This is a genomic window from Amycolatopsis sp. A1MSW2902 (assembly GCF_017312175.1).
Taxonomy (GTDB): domain Bacteria; phylum Actinomycetota; class Actinomycetes; order Mycobacteriales; family Pseudonocardiaceae; genus Amycolatopsis; species Amycolatopsis nivea.
In genome coordinates this window covers 2,584,763-2,608,939 of record NZ_QJPO01000001.1, presented here as the reverse complement: position 1 = coordinate 2,608,939, position 24,177 = coordinate 2,584,763, and the positions used below count along the sequence as shown (strand labels likewise).

The 24,177-nt window shown below is 69.6% G+C and carries 26 protein-coding genes; 9 read left to right on the top strand and 17 right to left on the bottom strand.

Annotated features, from left to right (window positions below):
* Positions 1-741, bottom strand: coding sequence for an SDR family NAD(P)-dependent oxidoreductase (locus DMP23_RS11890; protein ID WP_337821058.1), 741 nt, complete (start codon positions 739-741; stop codon positions 1-3).
* A gap of 78 nt (positions 742-819) precedes the next feature.
* Between DMP23_RS11890 and DMP23_RS11885 the strand changes: the two genes are divergently transcribed.
* Positions 820-1,647, top strand: coding sequence for a helix-turn-helix transcriptional regulator (locus DMP23_RS11885; protein ID WP_337821057.1), 828 nt, complete (start codon positions 820-822; stop codon positions 1,645-1,647).
* A 502-nt stretch (positions 1,648-2,149) separates the two neighbouring features.
* On the opposite strand, the gene DMP23_RS11880 is transcribed toward DMP23_RS11885, so the two are convergent.
* Positions 2,150-2,827 (bottom strand): LysM peptidoglycan-binding domain-containing protein, encoded by a 678-nt coding sequence (locus DMP23_RS11880; protein WP_238605554.1) that lies wholly within the window; start codon positions 2,825-2,827, stop codon positions 2,150-2,152.
* A gap of 1,392 nt (positions 2,828-4,219) precedes the next feature.
* Between DMP23_RS11880 and DMP23_RS11875 the strand changes: the two genes are divergently transcribed.
* Positions 4,220-5,575, top strand: a complete 1,356-nt coding sequence (locus DMP23_RS11875; RefSeq protein ID WP_337821056.1) for an aspartate aminotransferase family protein — start codon at positions 4,220-4,222, stop codon at positions 5,573-5,575.
* A 48-nt stretch (positions 5,576-5,623) separates the two neighbouring features.
* Here DMP23_RS11875 and DMP23_RS11870 read toward each other — a convergent pair whose 3' ends face one another.
* Both DMP23_RS11870 and DMP23_RS11865 read right to left on the bottom strand, forming a co-directional pair.
* A complete protein-coding gene (locus DMP23_RS11870; RefSeq protein WP_337821055.1) occupies positions 5,624-6,703 on the bottom strand; it encodes a YeiH family protein in 1,080 nt (359 codons plus the stop codon).
* Entirely contained in the window at positions 6,700-6,831 is a 132-nt protein-coding gene (locus DMP23_RS11865) for a hypothetical protein (protein WP_275294888.1), read from the bottom strand. Before DMP23_RS11865 ends, DMP23_RS11870 begins: the two co-directional genes overlap by 4 nt.
* Positions 6,832-6,991: 160 nt before the next feature.
* Between DMP23_RS11865 and DMP23_RS11860 the strand changes: the two genes are divergently transcribed.
* The 3 genes from DMP23_RS11860 (at position 6,992) to DMP23_RS11850 (ending at position 9,451) form a co-directional block, all read left to right on the top strand.
* Positions 6,992-7,489 carry a GNAT family N-acetyltransferase gene (locus tag DMP23_RS11860; protein ID WP_337821054.1) on the top strand — a complete coding sequence of 166 codons (498 nt, stop codon included), beginning with the start codon at positions 6,992-6,994 and terminating at the stop codon, positions 7,487-7,489.
* A gap of 173 nt (positions 7,490-7,662) precedes the next feature.
* Positions 7,663-8,538, top strand: a complete 876-nt coding sequence (locus DMP23_RS11855; RefSeq protein ID WP_337821053.1) for an NADP-dependent oxidoreductase — start codon at positions 7,663-7,665, stop codon at positions 8,536-8,538.
* Between the two features lie 52 nt (positions 8,539-8,590).
* Positions 8,591-9,451: an MmyB family transcriptional regulator gene (locus tag DMP23_RS11850; RefSeq protein WP_337821052.1), complete on the top strand. Its 861-nt coding sequence runs from the start codon at positions 8,591-8,593 to the stop codon at positions 9,449-9,451.
* Here DMP23_RS11850 and DMP23_RS11845 read toward each other — a convergent pair.
* From DMP23_RS11845 to DMP23_RS11815, 7 genes are all read right to left on the bottom strand, one after another.
* Positions 9,429-10,403, bottom strand: coding sequence for an NADPH:quinone oxidoreductase family protein (locus DMP23_RS11845; protein WP_134728691.1), 975 nt, complete (start codon positions 10,401-10,403; stop codon positions 9,429-9,431). The two genes, DMP23_RS11850 and DMP23_RS11845, sit on opposite strands and share 23 nt — an antisense overlap.
* A gap of 14 nt (positions 10,404-10,417) precedes the next feature.
* Positions 10,418-11,836 carry a Re/Si-specific NAD(P)(+) transhydrogenase subunit beta gene (pntB, locus tag DMP23_RS11840; RefSeq protein ID WP_337821051.1) on the bottom strand — a complete coding sequence of 473 codons (1,419 nt, stop codon included), beginning with the start codon at positions 11,834-11,836 and terminating at the stop codon, positions 10,418-10,420.
* A 21-nt stretch (positions 11,837-11,857) separates the two neighbouring features.
* Positions 11,858-13,381: a Re/Si-specific NAD(P)(+) transhydrogenase subunit alpha gene (locus DMP23_RS11835; RefSeq protein WP_337821050.1), complete on the bottom strand. Its 1,524-nt coding sequence runs from the start codon at positions 13,379-13,381 to the stop codon at positions 11,858-11,860.
* 180 nt (positions 13,382-13,561) lie between these two features.
* Positions 13,562-13,723 carry a hypothetical protein gene (locus DMP23_RS11830; protein WP_337821049.1) on the bottom strand — a complete coding sequence of 54 codons (162 nt, stop codon included), beginning with the start codon at positions 13,721-13,723 and terminating at the stop codon, positions 13,562-13,564.
* 22 nt (positions 13,724-13,745) lie between these two features.
* On the bottom strand, positions 13,746-13,910 hold the full coding sequence (locus tag DMP23_RS11825; protein WP_337821048.1) for a hypothetical protein: 165 nt from the start codon (positions 13,908-13,910) through the stop codon (positions 13,746-13,748).
* 102 nt (positions 13,911-14,012) lie between these two features.
* The gene (locus DMP23_RS11820) at positions 14,013-15,314 is read right to left on the bottom strand and encodes a hypothetical protein (protein WP_337821047.1); all 1,302 of its coding nucleotides are present in this window, start codon (positions 15,312-15,314) and stop codon (positions 14,013-14,015) included.
* Positions 15,311-15,793 carry a hypothetical protein gene (locus DMP23_RS11815; RefSeq protein WP_336161037.1) on the bottom strand — a complete coding sequence of 161 codons (483 nt, stop codon included), beginning with the start codon at positions 15,791-15,793 and terminating at the stop codon, positions 15,311-15,313. The genes DMP23_RS11820 and DMP23_RS11815 overlap by 4 nt, the downstream gene beginning before the upstream one ends.
* A gap of 157 nt (positions 15,794-15,950) precedes the next feature.
* Here DMP23_RS11815 and DMP23_RS11810 point away from each other — a divergent pair, with 157 nt between their 5' ends.
* Positions 15,951-16,283: a VOC family protein gene (locus DMP23_RS11810; protein ID WP_337821046.1), complete on the top strand. Its 333-nt coding sequence runs from the start codon at positions 15,951-15,953 to the stop codon at positions 16,281-16,283.
* A gap of 82 nt (positions 16,284-16,365) precedes the next feature.
* Complete coding sequence (locus DMP23_RS11805; RefSeq protein ID WP_337821045.1) at positions 16,366-17,220, top strand: alpha/beta fold hydrolase; 855 nt, start codon at positions 16,366-16,368, stop codon at positions 17,218-17,220.
* 4 nt (positions 17,221-17,224) lie between these two features.
* Here DMP23_RS11805 and DMP23_RS11800 read toward each other — a convergent pair whose 3' ends face one another.
* Positions 17,225-18,100 carry an oxidoreductase gene (locus DMP23_RS11800; protein ID WP_337821044.1) on the bottom strand — a complete coding sequence of 292 codons (876 nt, stop codon included), beginning with the start codon at positions 18,098-18,100 and terminating at the stop codon, positions 17,225-17,227.
* Positions 18,101-18,161: 61 nt separating this feature from the next.
* Here DMP23_RS11800 and DMP23_RS11795 point away from each other — a divergent pair, with 61 nt between their 5' ends.
* Together DMP23_RS11795 and DMP23_RS11790 are read left to right on the top strand one after the other, a co-directional pair.
* The gene (locus tag DMP23_RS11795; protein WP_037812193.1) at positions 18,162-18,776 is read left to right on the top strand and encodes a TetR/AcrR family transcriptional regulator; all 615 of its coding nucleotides are present in this window, start codon (positions 18,162-18,164) and stop codon (positions 18,774-18,776) included.
* Between the two features lie 137 nt (positions 18,777-18,913).
* Positions 18,914-19,519 (top strand): TetR family transcriptional regulator, encoded by a 606-nt coding sequence (locus tag DMP23_RS11790; RefSeq protein WP_043828694.1) that lies wholly within the window; start codon positions 18,914-18,916, stop codon positions 19,517-19,519.
* On the opposite strand, the gene DMP23_RS11785 is transcribed toward DMP23_RS11790, so the two are convergent.
* From DMP23_RS11785 to DMP23_RS11765, 5 genes are read right to left on the bottom strand one after another with little or no spacing between them, the layout of a single operon-like run.
* Positions 19,520-21,190 (bottom strand): AMP-binding protein, encoded by a 1,671-nt coding sequence (locus tag DMP23_RS11785; RefSeq protein ID WP_337821043.1) that lies wholly within the window; start codon positions 21,188-21,190, stop codon positions 19,520-19,522.
* A complete protein-coding gene (locus DMP23_RS11780) occupies positions 21,190-22,368 on the bottom strand; it encodes a lipid-transfer protein (protein ID WP_337821042.1) in 1,179 nt (392 codons plus the stop codon). The genes DMP23_RS11785 and DMP23_RS11780 overlap by 1 nt, the downstream gene beginning before the upstream one ends.
* A complete protein-coding gene (locus DMP23_RS11775) occupies positions 22,365-22,748 on the bottom strand; it encodes a MaoC/PaaZ C-terminal domain-containing protein (RefSeq protein WP_134728671.1) in 384 nt (127 codons plus the stop codon). The genes DMP23_RS11780 and DMP23_RS11775 overlap by 4 nt, the downstream gene beginning before the upstream one ends.
* Positions 22,745-23,170, bottom strand: a complete 426-nt coding sequence (locus tag DMP23_RS11770; RefSeq protein ID WP_134667785.1) for a Zn-ribbon domain-containing OB-fold protein — start codon at positions 23,168-23,170, stop codon at positions 22,745-22,747. Before DMP23_RS11770 ends, DMP23_RS11775 begins: the two co-directional genes overlap by 4 nt.
* Positions 23,170-23,718, bottom strand: coding sequence for an FAS1-like dehydratase domain-containing protein (locus DMP23_RS11765; RefSeq protein ID WP_337821041.1), 549 nt, complete (start codon positions 23,716-23,718; stop codon positions 23,170-23,172). The genes DMP23_RS11770 and DMP23_RS11765 overlap by 1 nt, the downstream gene beginning before the upstream one ends.
* Positions 23,719-24,177: the final 459 nt, after the last annotated feature.

Below are 24,177 nucleotides of genomic sequence, written 5' to 3'. Positions count from 1 at the left end.
TCAGGCCGCGGTGTAGCCGCCGTCGGCAGCGACGACCGCGCCGGTGACGAACGCGGACCGCGGCGACGCCAGAAAGCCGATCACCTCAGCGATTTCTTCCGGCTGCGCGACCCGGCCGAGCGGATGGGCAGTGCCGAACGACCGCAGATACGCCCGGCTGTCGGCGCGGAAAGTGTCGAGCAGATCTGTTTCGATCACGCCGGGAGCGACCACGTTCGCGCGAATTCCGTGCGGAGCGCCTTCCAATGCGAGCACCTTTGTCAATTGCGCCAACGCTCCTTTCGACGCGCTGTACGCCGCCGCCTCGGCCAGCCCCACCGTGCTGGCGAACGAACCGACCGTGACGATCGCTCCCCCGCCGTTGTCGGCCATTACCCGGAATGCCTCTCGCGCCTGCAAAAACGCTCCGCGGGCATTGACGGACATCACCTCGTCCCAGTCCGCCGCCGTCGTCTCGGTGATCGGCTTGTTCACCGAACGCCCCGCATTCGCGACCAGAATGTCGAGCCCGCCGAACTGTTCCACCGCCTTGAGCGCCGACCGCACCGCAACGTCCTCTTCGGACACATCACCGACCAGCACCGCCATGCCGTCCTTATCGGCGAGCCGTTCCACTTCGGGCCGGATGTCCGTCGCCAGCACTCGTGCCCCGTGCGCTCGCAGCCAAGCGACCGTCGCCGCGCCGACCCCGCGCGCGGCCCCCGTGACCAGGGCGACCTTGCCCGCCAGTTCGTTCGTCATGCCGCCCAGTCTCAGCGTCGGCGGACCTCGTTGACAGGACGTGCCACACCCACCCAGCCGCCGCCTACCCTGGTTCGCATGGGCAGTACGGAACTGGGCGAATTCCTGCGAGCACGCCGCGCGCAACGCTCCCCGGAGGACGCCGACGTGCGCTATTCCGGCCGACGCAAGGTCGCGGGCCTGCGCCGCGAGGAAGTCGCCGTGCTCGCCGGGGTGAACGTCGACTACTACGCGCGCTTGGAACAGGGCCGGGAAACCCGCCCGTCACCGCAGGTGCTCGACGCCCTCAGCCGCGCACTGGACCTGGACCCCGACGCCCGCGAACACCTGTACCGCATCGCCGGAACCACCCCGCCCGACCTGCTCTCCCCGGCGCCCCAAACCGTAAGCCCGGAACTGCGGCAGCTCATGGACAGCTATCCGCACGCACCCGCGTTCGTGCTCAACCGCGTCCTGGACATTCTCGCGGCGAACACCCTCGCCGACGCCCTGTTCTCCCCCTTCACCGCGGCCGACAACCTGGCCCGCATGACCTTCCTCGACCCGGCGGGTCCGCAGTTCTTCGCCCGCTGGGACTGGACGGCCCAAGCGACCGTGGCAAACCTGCGCGCCGCGGCGGGAGACCCGGCCCTGTCGCGCTTGGTCGCGGAACTCAGCGAGGGCAGTTCGCGGTTCCGGACGCTGTGGGAAACCCATCAGGTGCGGGGGAAGACCCAAGAGCCCAAGCAACTCGTCCATCCGGCGGTCGGACCGCTGACGCTGACCTACCAGGCATTCGACGTGCGCGGGGCGGCTGGGCAGCAGTTGATTGTCTATCAGGCTGAGCCCGGCAGCCCCAGTGCTGAGGCTCTGTCGTTGCTGCGGAGCGTTCCGATGCGGGTGCGTCCGGGCGCGGGCATGTCGTGAACGAGATCTGGTAGCCGCGCGCGGAGTTGGCGGCGAACCGGCGGGCGGCGCGGGTGCCTCGGCTGGTTCGCCTGGAATTGGTCGAGCGGCCCGCGGTCGATGGTCTCGGCGAGATCCGCCACGACGCGTTCGCCACTTCTTCCTCGCGAGGCAAGACGTGGATCGCGACCGGCCCATAGCGCGATGCCTGAGCGCGATGCCACGCGCTCGAAACCACGGCCGTCCAGCCAAAGCATGCGGCGCCAACCGGCCCGTGCTCCCGCAGAACACGCGCGATACTCGAGCACACTCTCGGCGCGCTCGAAAACCTCGCCCTCGAGGCAAGGCGTGCGGCGCGAACCGGCCTGTGTTCCCACGAAGCAGGCCCGTTCGCGCCGCACGCCGGCCGCCGGGGCGCGCGTCGGTGCCCGAGCGCACTTTCGCGCGCGTGCACCGGCGGCCTCCGGCCGGGGTCGTGCCGCCCGGGGGAAAGCGGCGCGAGCCCGGCCAGGGCCTCGGCGGGTTACTTCGTGACGATCTTCTGGCCGACCACGATCAGGTTGGCGTCCGGGATGTACTTCGCGTTCAGCTGCTGCAGGTGCTGCCAGCCGCCGTCGACGTTCAGGTTCTTCGCGATGCCGGACAGGGTGTCGCCGGCGGCCACGGTGTAGCTGCCGTCCGGGTTGGAGGACGGGGCGGCGTGCTTCGGCGCGGACTTGACCTTCGCCTCGGCCTTCACCTGGACCTTCGGCTTCGCGGCCACGGCCTCGACCTCGGCCGAGCCGCCGGAGGTGTCGCCGCCGAAGTCGGCGTAGCTCGCCGGGCCGGATCCGCCGCGGCACTGCCACGGGGCCGAACCCTGCTTCGCGTAGATCCGGTCCGCGACGATCTGCTGCTGCGCGGGCGTGGCCTTGTCGGCCGTCGGGGCGAACTGGCCGCCGCCGTTCGCGAGCCAGGTCTTCGTGACGATCTGGAACAGGCCGGCGGGGCGGCCCGCGCGCTGGCCCGCGGCGGTGTTGTTGACCGCGGTCGGGTTGCCGCTGCTCTCGCACTTGACGATGCCGGCCTGCCCCGGGAAGGCGTTGGCCGTGCCCGCCCCGGCGAGGCCGATGCCGCCGAGGGTGGCGCCCGCGAGGGCCGCGGTCGCGCCGGTGCGCTGGAGGGTCGTTTTCGTCTTGCTGGGTTTGCTGTGCCGTCCCACGGTGGGTGGGCTCCTTCGCTGTCACACCGCATCGCCGTCCTCGTGCCTGAACCAGGCGCGAGCCGCGACGGCGCGCGGCGGCTTCGGGTCGCTGATCCTCGGGGTAGATCGCAGGTCACCGCAAAAGCGCGAGAAGATTACGAAACGGAAACGGCAGGTGTACAGAGTCAGTGGGATCGGCCACAGATCGCCTCGGCGCGTAGCAGTCAGGCGACAGTGCGTCATGGCTATGGCCACCTACTTGGTGAATCAATCACAGCTCAACGGCAAGGTTTTCTAGAGCATCCCTCAACATCAACACGCAAATTTCTCTTCGCGAGCAACTTTCTAACTGTATAGATGGTTAGTGATCTGCCTGCGTCGCGAACGTTATGGTCGAGATAAACACAGGTCCGCGGATCTCGTTCACCCCGCGCTACGGCACCCGGGCCCGGCCCAGCACGCCCCGCCGGACCAGGCCCGCTCCCCCGGACGCACCCGCGACCGGCACCCGCCACCGCTGACCCGAGCAACTGGACCACCGGTCCAGACCACTGCCATGGTCAGGACCACCCTGCCCGCCGCCCGCCGAGCCTCGCTGCCGAAACCGCGGTCCGGCACCCTTCCCCGGCGGAAACAGCACCCGCAACCGGACCGGACGGCGAAAAAACCGTAAACGCCCCGGAAACCTCGACATTTCCCGCATCCGACATATCCCGGAATCCCGCCCGCAACCGTCCGGAAAGGCTTCCCACCATGCGGTCGTCCGGCTCCGATTCACAGGCCGGAAACGGGGCGTGAATATTCACGTTCCGTTTCGCGCCGTCGCGAACACCGTTGCGCATTCAGTCGTTCAGCCCAGTACGGCGAACTCCGCGAAATCGCCGCGTTCACTCTCCCGGCGCATTGCCTCGCCTCACTCCGGCCGTTTCTTTTCTTTCCGGAGCCGGACGCGGCTCGCCGTCGTCCGGAGCGCCGGTGCACCGGAACCGGCTGCGCTACGCTGTGCCCCGCGGTATTCCAGTGAGGTCGACCGGGGAGGGCTGCGCCCAGCGCGGTCCTCCCCCGCCTCTGCTCGCGACAAACCGTTTCCCCCGCCGCCGGCCGTTTTCCCGCGGTCCGCGAATCCCCGCGAAAAGGAGGAGGAGTGCATGACGGACGCGCGGCGCGGCGCCGGCCGAACACATCCCCGGGCCGGAACCGAAGCATTCCGCCCGGGACGGCGCGACGCAATACCGCGAGAACGACCGCTCCGTTTACCGGCGAAGCGGGTCCGGCGGCTCTCCCCGAGCATCGAGCGGGAACAGTTCGCCCCGAACGCCCTTTCGCAGGGAAGACCGCCGCGCACCGGGGCGGGCTCCCGGCGGCCGCCTCCGGCCGCGCCACCACCATTGCCAGGGGAGAACAGCCCAGATGACCATCCTCGACCATCCCGCGCCGCTCACCGGTCCCGCCGTCCACTGCGATCTGCCCGGCCCGCGTTCGGCCGAGTACCTCGAGCGGCAGGACCGCCGGGAACCGAACGCCCGCGGCGGCCCCCGGCGGCTGCCGATCGCGATCACCGAGGGCTCGGGAAGCTTCGTGCGCGACGCCGACGGCAACGTCTTCATCGACTTCCTCGCCGGGGCGGGCGTGCTCTCCCTCGGCCACAACCATCCCGAACTGGTCGCGGCCATGACCGCGCAGCTCAGCAAGCTGACCCACGCGCTCGACTTCGCGACCCCGGTCAAGGACGAGTTCTCCGAGGCCCAGCTCGCGATGCTGCCCGAGGCGCTGCGCCCGCGAATGAAACTGCACTTCTGCGGACCCGCCGGGACCAACGCGGTCGAAGCCGCGCTGAAACTGTGCAAAACCGCGACCGGACGCGGCGGCGTCGTGTCGTACCAGGGCCGGTTCCACGGCAGCGCGCACGCCGCGCTGGGCCTGATCGGGCAGCGGCCGGGCGCGCACCCCCTGTCCGGCACCCAGTACCCGCCGTACTCCTCCTGCCCCCGCTGCCCGGCCGGCCACGATCCGGACACGTGCGCCGCGACCTGCCCGGACCTGCTCGAACGTTCGCTGCACGACCCCGACGGCGGCCTCCCGCTGCCCGCGGCGGTGGTGCTGGAACTGGTGCAGGGCGAGGGCGGCGTGGTCCCGGCGCGGGCGGATTTCGTGCACCGGGTGCGCGAACTGACCCGGGAACTGGGCATCCCGCTGATCGTCGACGAACTGCAGACCGGCTGCGGCCGCACCGGGACCTGGTTCGCCTTCGAGCGCTACGGCATCGAACCCGACGTGATCGTCGCGTCCAAGGCGCTCAGCGGGATCGGCTCGCCGGTCTCGCTGATCATCTACGACGAGCGCCTCGACCACTGGGCTCCCCGCCCGCACGCGTTCCGCGGGAATCAGCTCGCCTTCGCCGCGGGCGCGCGGGCGATCGAGGTCGTCAACCGCGACAGCGTGCTGGACAACGTCGTCGAGCGCGGCTGCCAGTTCGAGGAACTGCTCTCCCCGCTGGCCAGCCATCAGTGGGTGACGGACGTGCGCGGCGCCGGGCTGATGTGGGGCATCGAACTGGCCGATCCGCGCACCGGAGCGCCCGCGTCGGAACTCGCGCTGGCCGTGCAGAACCACGCGTTGCGCCGCGGGCTCATCGTCGAATTGGGCGGACGCGGCGACAGCGTGGTCCGGCTGCTGCCGCCGCTCAACGTCACCGCGGACGTCGTGCGCACGGCCGCCGGAATCCTGCTGGCCGCGCTCGATTCGGCTACCCGCGAGGCGCGCTGACCGACGGCCGCGCCACCGCCCGGGGTCTGGCGGTGGCGCGGTTCGCCGTCAGAAGACGAACCACTGCGACGACACCAGCACCAGCCCCAGCGAGCACACCGCGACCACCACCAGCCCGAGCGCGGCCACCACCAGCGGTCGCAGCCCGCTGCGGGCCATCTGGCGGAGGTCGAAGTTCAGGCCGACCCCGGCGAAGCACAGCAGGAACGCCCACTTCGAGAGGTTCCCGAGACTGGCGACCTCCGCCTTGGTGAACACGTGCGCGGTCGCCAGCGCGGAGACCGCGACGAACCCGAGCACGAACTTCGGGAAGGTGCGCCACACAAAACCCGCGCGGCCCTTGAGCCCGCCGCCGACCGCCTTGCCGCCGCGCGTGGACCAGTATGCCGCGTAGCCGAGGACGACCAGCCCGATCAATGCGTTCCGCGTGCTTTTCACCGCGACGGCGACGTCCTGCGCGTGCGGGGAGTACGCCGCGCCGGTCGCGGTCGTCTCGGCGGTGTTGTCCACCGCGAGTCCCGCCCAGAGGCCGAATTCGGTGTCGGTCAGGTTCAGCGCGTGCCCGATCGCCGGGAAGGCGAACAGCGCGACTGCGCCCAGCGCGAGGATCGCCGCGATGGCGTAGCCGGAGTCCTCATCATCGGCGTCGATGGAGCCGCGGCCGGCGATGATGGCCGACACGCCGCAGATCGAGGTGCCGATCGCCAGCAGCGACGACAGCTTCCCGCCGAGCCCGAAAGCCTTGCCCACCAACAAGATCACCGTGGTCGCCACGGCCATGTCGATCAGGATGAGACCGAGGCTGAACCCGCCGAGCTTGGCGAGGTCGCCCAGCACGAACCGGGCGCCGAGCAGGACGATGCCGGTCTTCAGCCAGAACTCGTAGGTCCCGACCCCGGGGCGGAACAGCGCCGGGATGCCGATCGTGTTGCGGATGACCAGTCCGAGGACGATCGCCCACAGCACGTATTCGATGTCCGGCAGCGCGGTCCCGGTCGCGTGGCCGAGGCCGCGGATCCCGTTCTGCGCCAGCGTTCCGACGATGCCGACCGCCGCGAGCAACAGAAGCCCCGGCAGATATCTCACGACCGCCGGTACCGTTCGGCGGCCCTCCAGCGCGGCGGTCATGTGACGAGGAACGGGATCGCCGGCAGCACGCCGAACGCGGCCAACGCCACCAGTACGGCCGCGACCAGCACCGCGGCCCAGTCGGCGCTGATCCGCGCAGCGCCTCTCGGTTTCGGATCGGAACTCATGACCGCAGGACTGTAGGCGGACCTGCCGCGCTGGTCCTCGCCGTCCACCAGCTGGACGCTCCATTGTGGACACGGTGGTACAAGACCGTCCGCGTCAACGGTGCCGCCGCCCTGGATATTCACTGGACAACGCTTCCGGCGGCGCGCAAGATCAAGAGACGTGACCGACCTCGCCGCCTTGCCGCTCGCTGATGCCCAGCTGTCCGAAGCCCGATCCTCCGACGCCGCCGAACTCCTTGTGCTGCAACGATGCTGCTGGGTCCCGCAGGCAATCGTCAACGACACCCTCGACGTCCCCGCCCTGCACGAGGACCTGGACACCGTGCGCGGCTGGGTCGAGACCACTCGTGTGTGGACGGTCCGGATCGGCGGGCGGCTCGTCGCTGCCGTGCGCGCTCATCTCGAGGAGGACCGCTGGGAGATCGGCCGTTTGATGGTGGCCCCTGACCTCGCCGGACAGGGCGTCGGCCGGTGGCTGCTGAGCTATGCCGAGCAGCAGGCTCCGCCGGAGGCGACCAGTCTGGTGCTGTACACCGGGTCGGGCAGCGAGCGGAATCTGACGATGTACCGGCGCGCCGGGTACCAAGTGGCCGAACCGCCCGCGAACACGCTCGGGAAACACATTCGCGGGGCGGTTTACCTCACCAAGAGCGTCTAGCGCTTTCCCTTGGCACACCGCCGTTCGCCGCGGAATTCGGGGGCGGTGCCCGGTTCGCCTCGTCACAAGGTGGTGCCAGCGTCACCAGGACAACCGCCGCCTAGCTCCCCGTCTCCGGCCGCCGCACCCTGGCAGCAGGGCCGCACCCCGGCGGCCGGACTGGAGCAACCCTTGTGAAAGCACTGCGCATCACCGCGTTCGGTGCCGAAGCCACGCTCGCCGAGCTTCCCGAACCGATTCCCGGACCGGGCCAGGTCGTCGTCGATGTCGTGGCAGCGGCGGCGAACCCGCTCGACCTCAAAATCGCCTCCGAAGTCATGACCGACTTCTTCCCGGTCGCCCTCCCCTACGTCCTGGGCACCGACTTCTCCGGGAGGATCGCGACGCCCGGCGCCGGCTGGCAGGTCGGCGACCCGGTGATCGGCCGCCTAGACCCGGTCGCCGGCGGCGCGTTCGCCGAGCAGGTCGTGCTCGACGCGGCGCACCTGGTCCCGGCACCGTCGCACCTCACTCTGGAGACCGCGGCAGGCCTCCCGACCGCGGCCGCGACCGCGTGGCAGGCGCTGGTCGAGGTCGCGGACGTCCACTCCGGACAGACAGTTCTCGTGCACGCCGCGGCCGGGGGCGTGGGCAGCTTCGCGGTCCAGATCGCGCGACGGCTCGGTGCCCGGGTGGTCGCGACCGCGTCCGGTTCGGGCGTCGCCATCGCGGAGAAACTCGGCGCCGACGAGGTGCTCGACTACCGGAAGACCGACTTCGCCCGCGAGCTCCGCGGAGTCGACGTCGTGCTCGACACCGTCGGCGGCGAAGTCGGAACCCGGTCGCGGCGAGTCCTGAAACCCGGCGGACTTCTCGTGACCACCCCCGCCCCGGCGGACGGCGCCGCGTTCGTGTTCCACGCCTCGGACGCCGCCCGGCTGGCGAAGGTGGCGGACCTGGGCCTGGAAGTGCTCGTCGACCGCACCTGCCCGCTGGCGGACGGCGCGCGGGCGCTCGCCAGCCTCGCCGAGGGCCACGCGCGAGGCAAGGTCCTGCTCAGCGTCGCCTGAGTGGTGCTGACGACGCCTGGTTGCGCCGATCGCGCGAAGGCATAGTGGCGGCATGGACTTGCGCGAACTAGGCGGGTACCTCAAGTCGCGGCGCGACCGGATCAGCCCGGCGGACGTCGGCCTCTCCGCCGGGCCGCGCCGCCGGGTGGCCGGGCTGCGCCGTGACGAGGTCGCCGCACTGGCGCGTGCCTCGACGGACTACTACGTGCAGCTGGAGCAGGGCCGCGGCGCCCAGCCGTCCGAGCAGATGCTCGCCGCGCTGGCCCGGGCGCTGCGGCTGACCAGCGACGAGCGCGACCACCTCTACCACCTGGCGGGCCGTCCGCTGCCGCCCGCGTCAAGCGGGAACGCGCACGTCCACCCGGCCCTGCTCAACCTCCTCGAACAGCTGACCGCGACGCCGGCGCAGGTCATGACCGACCTCAGCGTCCCGCTCGTGCAGAACCGGCTCGCCGAGGCGCTGCTCGGCGCCCCGGCGCCCGGCGACGGCATCCGGGCCAGCTTCGTCTACCAGTGGTTCACCGACCCCGCCGCGCGGCGGCGATACCACCCGGACGAACACGAGCACCAGTCGAGCGTCTTCGTCGCCGACCTGCGCGCCGCGCTCGCCAAACGCGGCCGCGACGCCCTGGCCGACGAACTCCTCGCGACGCTCCTCGCCCGCAGCGAGGAATTCGCGCACCTCTGGGAGCAGCGCGAGGTCGCCGTCCGGCGCACCGACCGCAAACGGATCCTGCACCCGGCCCTCGGCGTGCTCGAACTCGACTGCATGAACCTGCTCAGCGAGGACGGCAGCCAGCGCCTCCTCTGGTTCACCGCGCCACCCGGCCGCGACGACCTGGAACTGCTGGCTGCCGTCGGCACCCAAGACCTCGCCCCGCGTCAGTCCGCTATGGACGGACAGCGAGGATGAGCTTCCCCAGCGCCTTCCGGTTTTCGATGGCTTCCAACGCCTGCTGGACGTCCGCCAGCGGATAGCTCCCGCCCAGCGGCGGCACGATCGCGCCCTCGGCCAGCTTCGGCAGCAGCTCCGCCCACTGCCCCTGCAGGTACCCCGGCCGCGGCAGCGCGTACGCGCCCCAGCCGACGCCCACGACGTCCAAGTTGTTGAGCAGCAACCGGTTCACCTTCACCTCGGGGATGGACCCGCCGGTGAACCCGATGACCAGCATCCGCCCGTCCGCGGCGAGGCAGCGCAGCGAATCGGTGAACCGGTCGCCGCCGACGACGTCCGCGATCACGTCGACGCCGCGGCCGCCGGTCGCCGCTTTCACCGCGTCCTTGAAGCCGTCCGCCAGCACGTACTCGTCCGCCCCGGCCGCGACCGCCGTCTCGCCCTTCTCCGGCGTCGACACCACGCCGAGCACCTTGCCCGCGCCGAACGCCTTCGCGACCTGGATGACCGCCGTCCCGACCCCGCCGGCCGCGCCGTGCACCAGCACGGTTTCCCCGGCCGCCATCCGGCCGCGCCGGCACAGCGCGAAATGCGCGGTCAGGTAGTTGAACGGGATCGCCGCCGCCTGGTCGAAGCCCAGGTCGTCCGGGATCGGGAACACCGCGTCGGCCGCGCACGCGACCCGCTCGGCGAACCCGCCCAGGAACGGCAGCGCCGCGACCCGGTCCCCGGCCTTGACCGCCGCGCCTTCCGGAGCCTCCGCCACGACCCCGGCGACCTCCGCGCCCGGGATGAACGGCAGCTCCGGCTTCACCTGGTACAGCCCGCGCGTCTGCAGCAGATCCGGGAACGACACCCCGGCCGCGTGGACGTCGATCAGCACCTGGTCGTCAGCGCGCGACGGCGCGTCGGCTTCGACTACCGACACGGTCGACGGGCCTTCGAGATCCTTGATGTGTACGGCTTTCATGCGTTTCTCCTGGTTCACAGCGCGGAGAGGATGTCGTTGACGCGGTCTTTGGCGTCGCCGAAGAGCATCGCGGAGTTGCCGCGGAAGAACAGCGGGTTCTGCACGCCCGCGTACCCGGAGGCCATGGAGCGTTTGAACACGATCACGTTCTCCGCTTCCCACACCGTCAGCACGGGCATTCCGGCGATCGGGCTGCCCGGGTCCTCGGCCGCGGCCGGGTTGACGGTGTCGTTCGCGCCGATCACGAGGACGACGTCGGTGTCGGCGAAATCGTCGTTGATCTCGTCCAACTCCAGCACAATGTCATACGGCACCTTCGCCTCGGCCAGCAGCACGTTCATGTGGCCCGGCAGGCGACCGGCGACCGGGTGGATCCCGAACCGGACCTCGACGCCCTTGTCCCGCAGTTTCCGGGTCAGCTCCGCCACCCCGTACTGGGCCTGGGCGACCGCCATCCCGTACCCGGGGGTGATGATCACCCGCGACGCCCCGGTCAGCAGTTCCGCCGCGCCTTCGGCGGTGATCTCCCGATGCTCGCCGTAATCCTTGTCCCCCGACGGTCCCGCCTCGATCCCGAAACCGCCCGCGATGACGGAGATGAAGGACCGGTTCATCGCCTTGCACATGATCCAGGACAGGTACGCACCCGAGGAGCCGACGAGGGCGCCGGTGATGATCAGCAGGTCGTTCTCCAGCAGGAACCCCGACGCCGCAGCCGCCCAGCCGGAATACGAGTTCAGCATCGACACGACGACCGGCATGTCGCCGCCGCCGATGGAGGCGACCAGATGCCAGCCGAGCGCGAGGGCGAGGACGGTGACGACGATCAGCAGCCACAACGCCGGGCTGATCACGAACCAGGCGGTGAACGCCACGAACAGCACCAGCGCGCCCAGGTTCAAGTAGTTCTTGCCGGGCAGCATCAACGGCGCGGACTTCATCTTCGCCGACAGTTTCAGGTTCGCCACGATCGACCCGGTGAAGGTCACCGCGCCGATGAACACGCCGATGAACACCTCGGCGTGATGGATCCCCAACGTGCCCAACGCTTCGAGGTGGCGGGACTCGCCGCCGGTCGGGTCGCACTCGACTTGCAGGTAGCCGTTCCAGCCGACCAGGACGGCGGCGAGGCCGACGAAGGAATGCAGCAGGGCGATCAGCTCGGGCATCCCGGTCATCTCGACCACCGCCGCGCGCCGCAACCCGATCCCCGCGCCGACCGCCATCGCGACGATCATCAACGCGACCGACGTCCCCGTGATCTCCCCCGTGACCGCTTGGGCGATGGTCGCGATCAGCGCGACGACCATCCCGGCGATCCCGAAATAGTTCCCCACCCGGGCGGTTTCGTGCCGGGACAGTCCGGCGAGGGCGAGAATGAACAACAGCCCGGCCACGATGTAGGCGGCCTGGCTCGCAGTGTGCACAGTCATCAGAACAGAACGCCTTCCGGGTCAGCTGCGGGAGAACATCGCGAGCATCCGGCGGGTCACCGCGAACCCGCCGAAAATGTTGATCGTCGCCAGCAACGTCGCCACCCCAGCCAGCACGACGACCACCGTGTTCCCGCTGACCAGATTCAGCAGCGCGCCCACCACGATGATCCCGGAAATCGCGTTCGTCACCGACATCAACGGCGTATGCAACGCATGATGCACATGCCCGATCACGTAATACCCGATCACGATCGCCAACGCGAACACCGTCAAATGCGGCAACAACGCCGCCGGAGCCAACGCCGCCAACACCAGCACCACCGCCGCGATCCCCAACACCACGCCCAAGCGACGACCCGAGGACATCGGGGCCTTCTCCGGCTCCTCCTTCTTCACCGGCGCTGCGGGTTTCTGCGGCGCGGCGGAGACCTGCACCGGAGGCGGCGGCCACGTCAACTCGCCGTTGCGGACCACGGTGATCGACCGGACCACCACATCCTCGAAGTCCACGACCAGCCGGCCGTCTTTCTCCGGGGTCATCAGCTTCATCAGGTTCACCAGGTTGGTGCCGTACAACTGCGACGCCTGCGCCGGAAGCCGCCCCGCGAGATCCGTGTAACCGAGAATCGTGACGCCGTTGTCGGTCACGACACTCTCCCCGGCGACGGAGCCCTCGACGTTGCCGCCGTTCGCCGCCGCCATGTCCACAATCACCGAACCGGCCTTCATCGACGCCACCATCTCACCGGTGACGATCCGCGGCGCCGGACGGCCCGGGATCAACGCCGTCGTCACGATGATGTCGACGTCCTTGCACTGCGCCGCATACAGCTCTTTCTCGCGCGCCTTGTAGTCCTCGCCCATCTCCTTCGCGTAACCCGTCGCGGAAACCTCCGCGTTCGGGTCCTCGATGGACAAATACTCCCCGCCCAAGCTCTTCACCTGATCCGCGACCTCCGGACGCGGATCCGTCGCCCGCACGATCGCACCCAGCGACCCCGCCGCACCGATCGCCGCCAACCCCGCCACACCCGCGCCCACCACCAGGACCTTCGCCGGGTTGACCTTCCCCGCGGCAGTCACCTGGCCGGTGAAGAACCGCCCGAACGTATGCGCCGCCTCCACCACCGCCCGATACCCCGCGATATTCGCCATCGACGACAGCACATCCAACGACTGCGCCCGGGAGATCCGCGGCACCGCATCCATCGCCAGCGCCGTGATCGGCCGCCTCGCGAGATCCTCCACCAGCTCCGGCTTCAACGCCGGAGCCAGCAGGCTCACCACCGTCGCGCCCTGCTTCACCGCATCCAACTGCCCAGACGACGGCGCATTCACCCCGAACACGATGTCCGCCTCCGCGACCGACCCCACCGTCGCACCGGCGTCCGCATACGCCTGGTCGAAGAACCCCGACAACAGACCCGCGCCCGGCTCCACCGCCACCTCATAACCCAGCCCGCGCAGCTTGCCCACCGTTTCCGGAGTCGCCGCGACGCGCGTCTCCCCCGGCAGGGCCTCCTTGAGCACCCCGATCAGCATGCCGTCTCCTTCCCGCTCGTTCGCGGAAGATCCGCCGGCCGGGCCTGACGGCGTTTTGGGTCGCCACCTGGTCCGACTTCGCCCGCTTCAGGTACAGATGCGCTGGATACTCCCATGCCGCCCGGCCTCCGGCAGCCAACCGAAGCCCCTTTTTCGACGGCAAGTCCGACGAGATCACGGTCATAGCGCGGGCAGCGGGGCCGACCGGGCCGTTCCCGAGGTCGCGGCGGCGAGCCGGAAACCGCCGACTACCCGGTTGAACCGCCTCGCGGGTCCGGCCCGGGTCCGGCTGCGGAGCACGGTCGCCGGATCGATCACGAGGCCCGCAGTGATGTCCACCACTTGACAACGGGGCCGCCCAGACTCAGCCGACCGGGCGGCGCAGTCGGCTGCTCCGCTCGGAGCCCGCAGTCGCGTGGCGGGTCAGCATGGGCGTCAGTTCGTCCTCGAATATGGGAAGGCCGAGCGGCTCCGTCCTGGCGATCATCTTGCGCACGAGCAGTTCCACCGTGTTCAGCCGGGTCCACATTGGACACGGCCTGCTCCGGCAACTCCTCGGCAGCGGTGAGCCTTTACTCATCACAAGCCACTGAGCAGGACAAATGCCCGGCTTGAGGGTCGACGGGTGCGTTCACCGCCGCGGATACACGTACACGCCTTCGGACTCCTTGTCGACCACCGCGACGTTCCGGTCGATCGCCGCGGGCAGCGAGGTCTCCTCGGCCAGCGGTTTCGCCTCTCCGGTGGACAGGTCGATCCGCACCGGGGCTTCGCTGGTCCCGTAGGCGATTCCGTCCGGCCCGACGGATTCCACCTTGACGGCCTTCCGCGTTTCGGTTTCGGCGAAGCAGGAGCCCTTCTTCGCTTCCAGATCGAAGACGACCAGCCCGGCGACGAGATACCGGCCGCCCGGGTCCAGGAACGGCTGCGGCTGCCTGCTGTCCCGGTCATCCACTGTGGACTGTGCACAGCGGACCGAGGCCAGCACCTGCCCGGTCGCCGCGTCGTGGACCGCCCACATCCGCACGGTCGCGTCGTCCTCGACCGGCCATGCCGCGAGGACGTGCTGCCCGTCCGGAGTGCCGTAGGTGCGCACGTCCGCGCTGCCGACGTTCGCCTTCGCCCCGGGCGGGACCACGTCGCCGCTGAACCAGCCGCCCGGCGTCCAGAACGCCCGGAATCCCTGCACCAGCGGCCCTTTCGCGGTCGCGCCGGGGACGGTGAGGTTCAGATTGCAGTCGCCGATGTCGTGCTCGCAGGGTTTCGGAGCCTTCAGCGCCGGGCTTTGCTGCTCGTAGGTGGCGACCTGGCCGGTGGACACGTCCGCGACCGCGGTCGCGCGGTCCACCTCGACCAGCGCCGTTCCGCCGTCCTGCACGGCGAACCGGCTCGCCTCGGCCGGGACGACGATCCGCCGCGCCGCCTTCCCGCCGTCCGGGGTCGCGCCGATGTCGAACACGTCGAGTTGCGTGACCTTCTTCGCCTTGTTGACCGCGTCGCCGCCCTCCAGGCCAGTGCTGGCCAGAACCGCGTAGTCCTTGCCGTCCTTGGCCGTTTCGAACAATCGCGGGGAGACGTCGTGGTAGTTGGTCTCCTCCTCGGGCAGCTCGACCGGCGCGCTCGTCCAGCGGTCCGCGCCGGTCTTCTCGTCCTTCGCGACGACCCGGACGGTCTTGCCGTCGTTCGACGCTTCCGCGAACAACACCGCACCAGCCCGCGCGGCGAGGACCGGATCGGTGAGTTTGCCGCCGTCAGCCCCGACCGCCGACCAGCCCTTGGCCGCGTCGAACGCGTCGGGAATCTTCTGCTGCGCCGCGGCCGGGTCCGGTTGAGGCGCGGGAGGCACCGGCGGTGCCGGGACCGGCGAAGAACCGCACGCGGTCAGCACGAGCGCGGCGGTGCCGAGCACTACGGCTGCGACCGGCCGGTTCACTGGCCCGCCCCCTCGCCGAGGAGCCGCAACGCACTCTTGTAGGACAGGGTGTACTCCTCTGGCTGGACGTCCTTCCGCTCCACCTTCACCTCATGGTCCGCGGCTTCCTTCAGCGGAACGCACTTGCCCGGCGACGAGCAGACTTCGCCCTCGGCGTCGATCGCGACCTTCTCGTCGGTGTCGTTCGTCCAGGCCACTCGGTAGGAGGCGACCGTGACGTGCACGTCCGGATGCTTCGAGAACCAGGTGCGTACGTGGTCCTTGCCTTGTTCGCGCGGGGAAACCCAGGCGTTGACGTCCTCGGCGGTGGGATCCGGATGCGTCTTGAGCATCTCGAAGTAGCCGGTGACCGCACCGGTGAGCGTGCTGCGATCAGCGGGCGGTGGCGCGGGAGTCGGAGCCGGGTCCGAACAGGCGGAAAGCACCGCCCCGGTGACGAGGGCGCCGGCGATGACAACGGAATTCCTTAGCCTCGGCATGCGAACTGCGACGGCCGGGCGCGAGCGCGGGTTCCCTGCGTGCGGCAGATATTTCGGATCCGCCAGGCCGCGCACCCGAGGTAAGTGCTTGCACTCCGCTAGCACTCGTGGTCTCCTAGAAGCGCTTGCAAAACACAATCACTCCGAAAGGGAAGCCATGATCCGCCGAGTACTCGCCCAGTGCACCGTCTCCGAGCTCGCGCGCGCCGAGAAGTGGTACACCGCGTTGTTCGACCGCGGTCCCGACGCGCGGCCGATGCCTGGCCTGCTGGAATGGCACCTCGACGACGCCTTCGGGCTGCAGGTGTGGTCCGAACCCGACCGCGCCGGGCGGTCGACGGTCGTCTTCGAGGACACGGATCTCGACACGGTCGCCGCCCAGGCGACGAAGGCCGGTATCGCGCACGACGGGCCGCAACCCGGTGGCGGCGCGCGCATTCTTCCGCTCGCCGACCCGGACGGGAACCGCGTCGTGTTCAGCGGCAAGTGATCCGGCTTGACCGCCCGGCCCGGACCGGCCTAGGGTCGCGACTAGAGAGATCGCTCTAGTCGGGAGACCCGAGGGAGGTCCGATGCCGCGCGTGGAGCTGTCCGCCGGGCCGATCGACTACACCGACACCGGCGGCACCGGGCCGGTTCTGGTGTTCGGGCACGGGTTCCCGATGTCCGGCACGCAATGGCGCAAGGTCGTCCCGCTGCTGGAGGGCTGCCGCTGCGTCCTGCCCACGCTGCCGCTCGGCGCACACCTCGCCCCGATGCGGCCCGACGCGGACCTGACCCAGTTCGGGATCGCACGGCTGCTCGGCGAATTCCTCGCCGCACTCGACCTCCACGACGCGACAATCGTGCTCAACGACTGGGGCGGCGGCCAATTCCTCGTCGCCGACGGGCTGGCTCCGGCCGAGCACGTCGCCCGGGTCGGCCGGCTCGCGCTCGTCGCGTGCGAGGCGTTCGACAACTTCCCGCCCAAACCCGCGCGACCGGCCGTGCAGCTGCTCCGGCTTCCCGGCGGACCGTGGCTGCACGCCCAGGCCACCCGGACGTCGTTCTACCGCCACGCCAAAGCCGCCTACGGCGGGATGTGCGAAAGCCGGATCCCCGACGACGTTCTCGAGGGCTGGTTCGCGCCGGCGTTGCGGGACAAGGAAATCCGCCGGGACATGGTCAAATTCGCCACCGGGAGCCCGCCGCGGCGAGTGCTGCTCGAATGGACCGAGCGGCTGCGGTCGTTCGACCGGCCGGTCCTGGTCGCGTGGGCGGGCAAGGACCGGATGATGCCCGCCGAGCACGGACGGCGGCTCGCCGAATTGTTCCCGGACGCCCGCCTCGTCGAAATCCCGGACAGCGGCACGCTGATCCCGGAAGACCAACCGGAACGGCTGGCCAAGGAACTGATCGCGTTTCTCGCCGAAACGGGCGCGGAATAACGCGTCAGGCCGACACGGTCAGCGGAAAGCGCACTCCGGTCAGTTCCTCGGAGACAGTCCACAAGCGACGGGCGGTCTCGAGATCGCGTGCTTTCGCCGACCGGCCAACGAGTTTCGGCGCGCCGCGGTTCTGCAGGAAACCGCGTGGGCCCGCGTAGCTGTTCCCGGGAATGTCGGCGAGCGCGGCATAAAGCGTCGGCCGGGCGCCTTGTTCGGAGGTTTGCGCGAACACGCGAGTGCCGAATTTCGCGATAGAAGAGAGCACCGGCGTCTCGACTTTCAGCAGATTCGTCGCTGCCACTCCCGGATGCGCGGCGGTCGCGAGCACCGGCGAACCGGCTTCGGTCAACCGGCGCTGGAGTTCAGCGGCAAACAGCAGGTTCGCGAGTTTCGACTGCCCGTACGCCGCCGTCGCCCGGTACGGCCTGCGCTCCCAGTTGAGGTCGGAGAAATCGATCGAGCCCACGCGGTGGCCGTTCGACGAAACCGTCACCACCCGGCCGCGGATCTGCCGCAGCAGCAGGTTCGTGAGCGCGAAATGGCCGAGATGATTGGTGCCGAACTGGGATTCGAAACCGTCGGCGGTGCGCGACAGCGGCGGGATCATGATGCCCGCGTTGTTGATCAGCAGGTCGATCGGCTCGGTGAAGTCCGCCGCGAACGCGCGGACCGAAGCCAGGTCGGCGAGGTCGAGCCGGCGGACTTCGGCATCGCCGGGCAGCTGGTCGGCGACCTCGCGGCCACTGCGCGGATTCCGCACCGCGAGCACGATCCGCATGCCCTTGGCGGCCAGCGCCGCCGCGGTCGCCCGCCCCAATCCGCTGTTCGCACCGGTGATCACCGCGGTGCGGCCGGTCTGGTTTTCCGGAAGAAGGTCCATGCCCCCAAAGTAGGCACCGGCAACAATGTTGTCAATGGAAACATACTGCTAGACTGACCGGGTGCCCGACCAGTCCGAAGACCGCCCCTACCACCACGGCAGCCTCCGCACCGCCTTGCTCGACGCGGCCGAACGCGGGTTGCGCGCGCACGGGGCCGATCAGCTGTCGCTGCGCGACCTGGCCAGGGAGATCGGCGTCAGTCACGCCGCGCCGCGCCGGCACTTCCCGGATCGGCAGGCATTGCTCGACGCGCTCGCCGAAGCCGGTTTCGCGCGCCTGGACAGCGCGTTGCGCACGGCATTGAAGACCGCCGAAGACTTCCCGGGCCGCGTACGCGCCGCGGCAACCGCGTACACCCGCTTCGCCACCGAGAACTCGGCGCTGCTGGAACTGATGTACACCAGCAAACACCGCCCCGGCGCGTCGCGGATCGTGCAGGCCGCCGAAGCGCCGTTCGCGCTGATGAACGACCTGATCGTCGAAGGCCAGCAGCAGGGCGCGTTGCAGGAAGGGCCGCCGCAGCGGATCGGCGTCGTGCTGTTCGCGACGCTGCAAGGAATCGCGACGCTCGGCAACGGCGACCTCGTTCCGCCGGAATTGCTCGACGGGCTCGTGGACACCGCCGTCGAACAGTTCCTGCGCGGCGCTCGTCCATACTGTGCCGATGGTTACTGACCCGACCACAGCCACGGCCGAATGACTTCGCCGCAACGGTTGCGTGCCGCTTCGGGGGTCGGCCTACTTTTGGTCGGATCAGTAACGAAACCGGCGGGCCGAGCGAATGGCGCGGACAATTGGATACCGTGGGCGGCATGGCTGACCAACGACCGCTCGGCTTGCGAGAACGCAAGAAGCTCGACACGCGCAAAGCGCTGAGCGACGCCGCCGTGGCGCTGATGTACGAGAGAGGTCCAGACAACGTCGTCCGCGAGGACATCGCCGAGCGGGCCGGGGTGTCGCTCCGGACGTTCAGCAACTACTTCGCCACGAAATACGACGCGGTCGCCTACCGGCAGGAACACCGGATCCGGCTCAGCGCGGAACTGCTGCGCCACCGCCCGGCGGACGAACCGCTGTGGACCGCGCTCGCCGAAGCGCTCATCGAACCGCTGCGCGCCGACGGAGTGCCGTACGGGCAGCCGGCATCCGAGCAGCTCAGCGCGGTGCAAGCGTGGAGCGCGACGCCGGAGATGCGCACCGCACTGGCCCGCGTGCAAACCGGCGACCTGGTCAAGGCGATCGCCGAACGCACCGGCACCCGGGTCGGCGACCTGTACCCGCAACTGGTATCCGACGTCGCGATCGCGGCGATGACCACGGTCCTGAACCGGTTCCTGGACGAAAGCCTGGAAAAGACGGTCCCGGCGACGCTGCGCGACGTGTTCGCGCGGATTTCGCGGGGGCTCCCGCCGCAGTGATCAGCCCCGCGACGCCACGGGCAGCGAGTTCTCCCGGCCATGCGCCACAAACTCCGCCCGCAACGCCCGTCGATCCTCCTCGCTGAGCAGCCGATACGGGCTAGTCCGGGTCGGCGCGAACCACACCTCGCCGCCCTCCCAACCCAGCGCACGCAACGGCGCCTTGTCCACCTTGCCGCTGCCCGTCACCGGAGCATCGTCGATGATCCGGACGAACGTAGGCCGCCATTTCGTCCCCAGATCCGGTTGCGCGGCAAGGAATCCATCGAACTCGACCGGATCGAATGCGGCATCCGCAGCGAGGATCACCGACGCCATGAGCAGGTCCCCGGTCCGCGGATCGGGCACGCCGTAGCAGTGCGCCGCCGCGAACGCCGGGTAGCGGCCCAAAATGCGCTCGACCGGGGCGGTGCCGAAGTTCTCGCCGTCCACGCGGAGCCAGTCCGCCGCGCGGCCCGCGAAGTACAGGTAGCCGTCGCGGTCGCGGTAGCCGAGGTCGCCGGTCCAGAAGTCCTCGCCGCCGAATTTCAGCCGTTCGGCCATCGCGGCCGGGTTGCGGTAGTAGCCCTCGAACGTTTTTCCCCGGCCCACCGCGACGATCTCGCCGGTCGCTTCCTCGCCGTTCAGCAGCAGACCGTTCTCGTCGAATTCCGCGAGCGGGCATTCCCGGTTGTCCTGGTCGCGGATTTCCGCGCGCATTCCGGGCGCGGGACGGCCCAGCGCGTTCGGCGGCGCGTTCGGGTCCGGCACGATGCGGATTCCGCCTTCGCTGGACCCGTACCCTTCCCGCACTTCGCAGCCGAACCGACGGCGGAATTCGGCGGATTCGCCCGGCGCGGCTTCGGAACCGAAGGCGACCTCCAGCCGGTTGTCGGCGTCGGTCGGCTGCTCCGGCTGGGCGACGACGTAGCTCAGCACCCGGCCGACGTAGTTGAAGTAGGTCACGCCGTGCGCGCGCAGGTCCGGAATGAACTGCGACGCGGAGAACTTCCGCACCAGCACGATCGTCGCGCCGACCTTCGCCGCCGCGGCGAGGTTCATCATGATCGCGTGGCCGTGGAACATCGGCAGGCACAGGTAAGTGACCGAATCGCGGTGCAGCGAGACGCGTTCGACCAGCGCGTCGGTCAACCGGCCGAGGCGGCCGTTGCTGCAGATCACCGCTTTGGGCGTGCCGGTCGAGCCGGAGCTGAACAGCAGCAGGAAGATCGCCGCCGGGTCCGGGAGCCGCGCGGGCAGGTCCGCGCCCGCGTGCGCGGCGAGCAGATCCTGGTACTCCGTCGATTCGACATCGAGGATCCGGCGGACGGTCGGCAGCTCGAGGCTCGCCACCTCGTCGCGGTAGAGCGGTTCGGTGAGCAGCACGTCGACGTCCGTGTGGCTGATGTCCGCCGCCAGCTCCGCGCCGCGCCGGGTGGAGTTGACGCCGACCAGGACGTCCCCGGTCACCGCGGCGGCGAGGATCCAGAACACGAAGTCCGGCAGGTTCTGCAGCAGCACCCCGACGTGCCGCTGCGTCCGGCCGGGACCCGGCTCGAAGGTGCGCAGCAGCGACGCGCGGATCGCGGCCTCGCCGACCACTTCAGCCCACGTCCAGCTCCGGCCCTCGAACCGCAGCCCCTCGTGCGAGTCCGCGCGCCGGGACCGGACGACTTCCGCGAAGGTCTCCATCAGCGGTCCGCCGCGAGCACGATCGCGGAGTGCGGCACCGGAGAACCGCCGGTGACGAGCACGTGCTCCAGCGGCTTCGCCGGCTGGTTCACCGAACTGCCGCGAATCAGCCGGACGCCCTCGGCGATTCCGTTGACGCCGTGGATGTAGCCCTCCCCCAGCTGGCCGCCGTGCGTGTTGACCGGCAGCCGTCCGTCGAGTTCGAGCGCGCCGCTGGCGATGAAATCCTTCGCTTCGCCGCGACCGCAAAATCCGTATTCTTCCAGTTGCAGCAAGACCATCGGGGTGAAGGCGTCGTAGAGGATCGCGGCGTCGATGCCGTCCGGCCCCACGCCCGCTTGAGCCCACAATTGCTCGGCGACCAGCTGCACCTCGGGCATTTCGTCGATGTCCTCGCGATAATAGCTGCTCATCGAAATCTGTTGCGGCCCAACGCCTTGCGCCGCCCCGGCGATCACCGCAGGCGGATGCGGAAGGTCACGAGCCCGTTCCGCGCTCGCGATCACCAGCGCCTGCCCGCCGTCGCTTTCCTGGCAGCAATCGAGCAGCCGCAACGGATCGGCGATCATCCGCGACGCCTGGTGGTCTTCGAGCGTGATCGGCCGTTCATGGAACCAAGCCTTCGGATTCACCGCCGCGTGTTTGCGCGAAAGCACCGAAACTCGGCCGAAGTCCTCGCTCGTAGCCCCGTATTTGTGCATGTACCGCCGCGCCAGAAATGCTTCCTGCTGCGCGGGCGTGAGCAGGCCGTACGGATTGATCCAGTTCCGATATTCCTGATCAGTGTTCGCGGTGTAGGCGAACGGCGGCGGCCCGGCCCCGAACCGGTGGCCCGAACGTTCGTTGAATGCCCGGTACACCACAACGACATCCGCGAGCCCAGAGCTGACCGCAAGCGCGGCCTGCTGCACCGGCGCGCACGCCCCGCCGCCACCGTGCGGAATGCGGCTGAAGAACTTGAGCTGCGGAATACCCAACGCCCGAGCGACCGCGATCTCCGGGTTGGTTTCCATGGTGAACAACGCGAATCCGTCGACTTCTTCGACGGGAATCTGCGCGTCAGCAAGCGCGGCGAGAACGCATTCGCAAGCGAGCTGCCATTCGCTGCGTCCGGAATTCTTGCTGAATTCAGTCGCGCCGATCCCGGCGATCGCGGCCTGCCGCGCGAACCCGCTCATGCCGCCACCGTCACTCGGGCCGACACATGCACGCCGCGTTCGTGACTTCCGGTGACCTTGATCGTCACCGCGTCCTGAGTCGCTTCGATGACCTCGCCGGCGAAAGTGAGCGTGTCCCCGGGAAACAACGGCAGCCCGAGCCGCAACGAGACTTTGCGGATCCGCGTCGCCGGGCCGCAGACGTCGGTGACATAACGGTCGATGAACCCGTTGGTGGCGTTGATGCTGATGAAGATGTCCGGCATCCCGCGTTCCCGCGCTTTGCCCGGGTCGTGGTGCACGTCCTCGAAATCCTGGGACGCGATCGCGGTGGCGACGATCGTGGTGCGGTCGAAGGGGATCGCCAGCTCCGGCAGGCGGTCCCCGAGAGCCAAGGTCATCGGGTGTGCTCCTTCGGGTCGCGCGGCCGCAGTTGCGGGAGGATTTCGCCGTGCGCGTGCTCGCTGAAACCGACCTGAAGCGGCAGACCGACCTCGAGCCGGTCATGGTCGACCCCGGCGATGTCCGCGACCAGCCGGACGCCCTCCTCCAGATCGGCGAGCCCGACCGCGAGCGGGTAGTCGAACGCGGGATCCTTCGGGTGATACAGCACTGTCCAGCTGTGCAATATCGCGCGGCCGCTGGCGACGACCGTGTCCCACGCGAAACTCCGGCACACCGGACACGCCGGGCCGGGCGGATGCCGGAGGGTCCGGCAGTCGGTGCAGCGCTGGATTTCCAGGCGTCCTTCGCGGGCGGCGGCGAAGAAGAACTGGTTGTCCTGGGTGATCGTGAGCCGCGGGACCGCGGTGTGCTCCCCCATCACTCGCTCCGTTCGGCCGGGCGGAACCGCAGGATCCGGAAGCGTTCGTCGACCAGCAGCTCGCCCGCTTCGTCCACGTAGTGCTTGCGCAGCGTGACGAAATGCCCGTAGCCGAGCGCGGTGCGTTTGCACCCCGAGACGGCCTCGATGGTGAAATGGCAGGTCACGTGCGTGCCCGGCGATATCTCACGGACGTACTCCTGCTCGACGTCGGTGGCCACCACTGAGGTGTAGCCGGCCGCGTCGAGCACGTTCATCAGCCGCGAGTACGCGAAATCCTCCGCCGCGCCCTCGCGGCGCAGCTCCTGGAGCTCGCGGTAGCGCCGGTACCCGGCCATGATCCAGGTCGAGCACATCGCGGGCGGCGCGACGACGCCGGACCGGCCGGCCGCCTTCGCCGCAGCGTCGTCGACGTACACCGGATTGCGGTCGTCGAGCGCCTCGACCCAGTTGCGGATCATCGCCTCGTTCACCGCGTACCGCGCCACCCGCGGCGGCTCGGCCTGCTGGCCGGTGAACTCGGCGAAGTCCGTCCGGAGACCGGTCATCACCCCTCCTTGAGCAAGCGTTTGGCAGGACGGTAAAAGCGCGCGGACGGGCGGGCAAGGGAAAGTCCCGGTGGGCGGACGGCTCCGGTGATCGCGGTTCTTGCCGGGCACTCGCTAGGCCTGGCTGCGGCCCGGTGCGGCCTTCTGGTGATTCTCCCCGGCGGACGGCCATGGCGGGCGCGCTGTGGCGACACCTGCGCGGCGGGACGGAGCACCCGGTTGACCCGCGAGGAATCCCCGCGCACCCGCAGGCCAATGCCCTCTGCTGCGGGGAAAGACTCAACGAAGCCGTCTGGCCGGGCGGCTCGGCAGGGAGCTCCCGTGGCGGCTCGGCGAGCAGTCCCCCGGCAGCAGCTCGGCGAGCAGTCCCCCGCGGCTGCTCGGCAGGCAACTCCCGTGGCGACTCGGCGAGCGATCCCCACGACAGCCCGGCGAGCAATCCCCCGCGGCAGGTTCGCC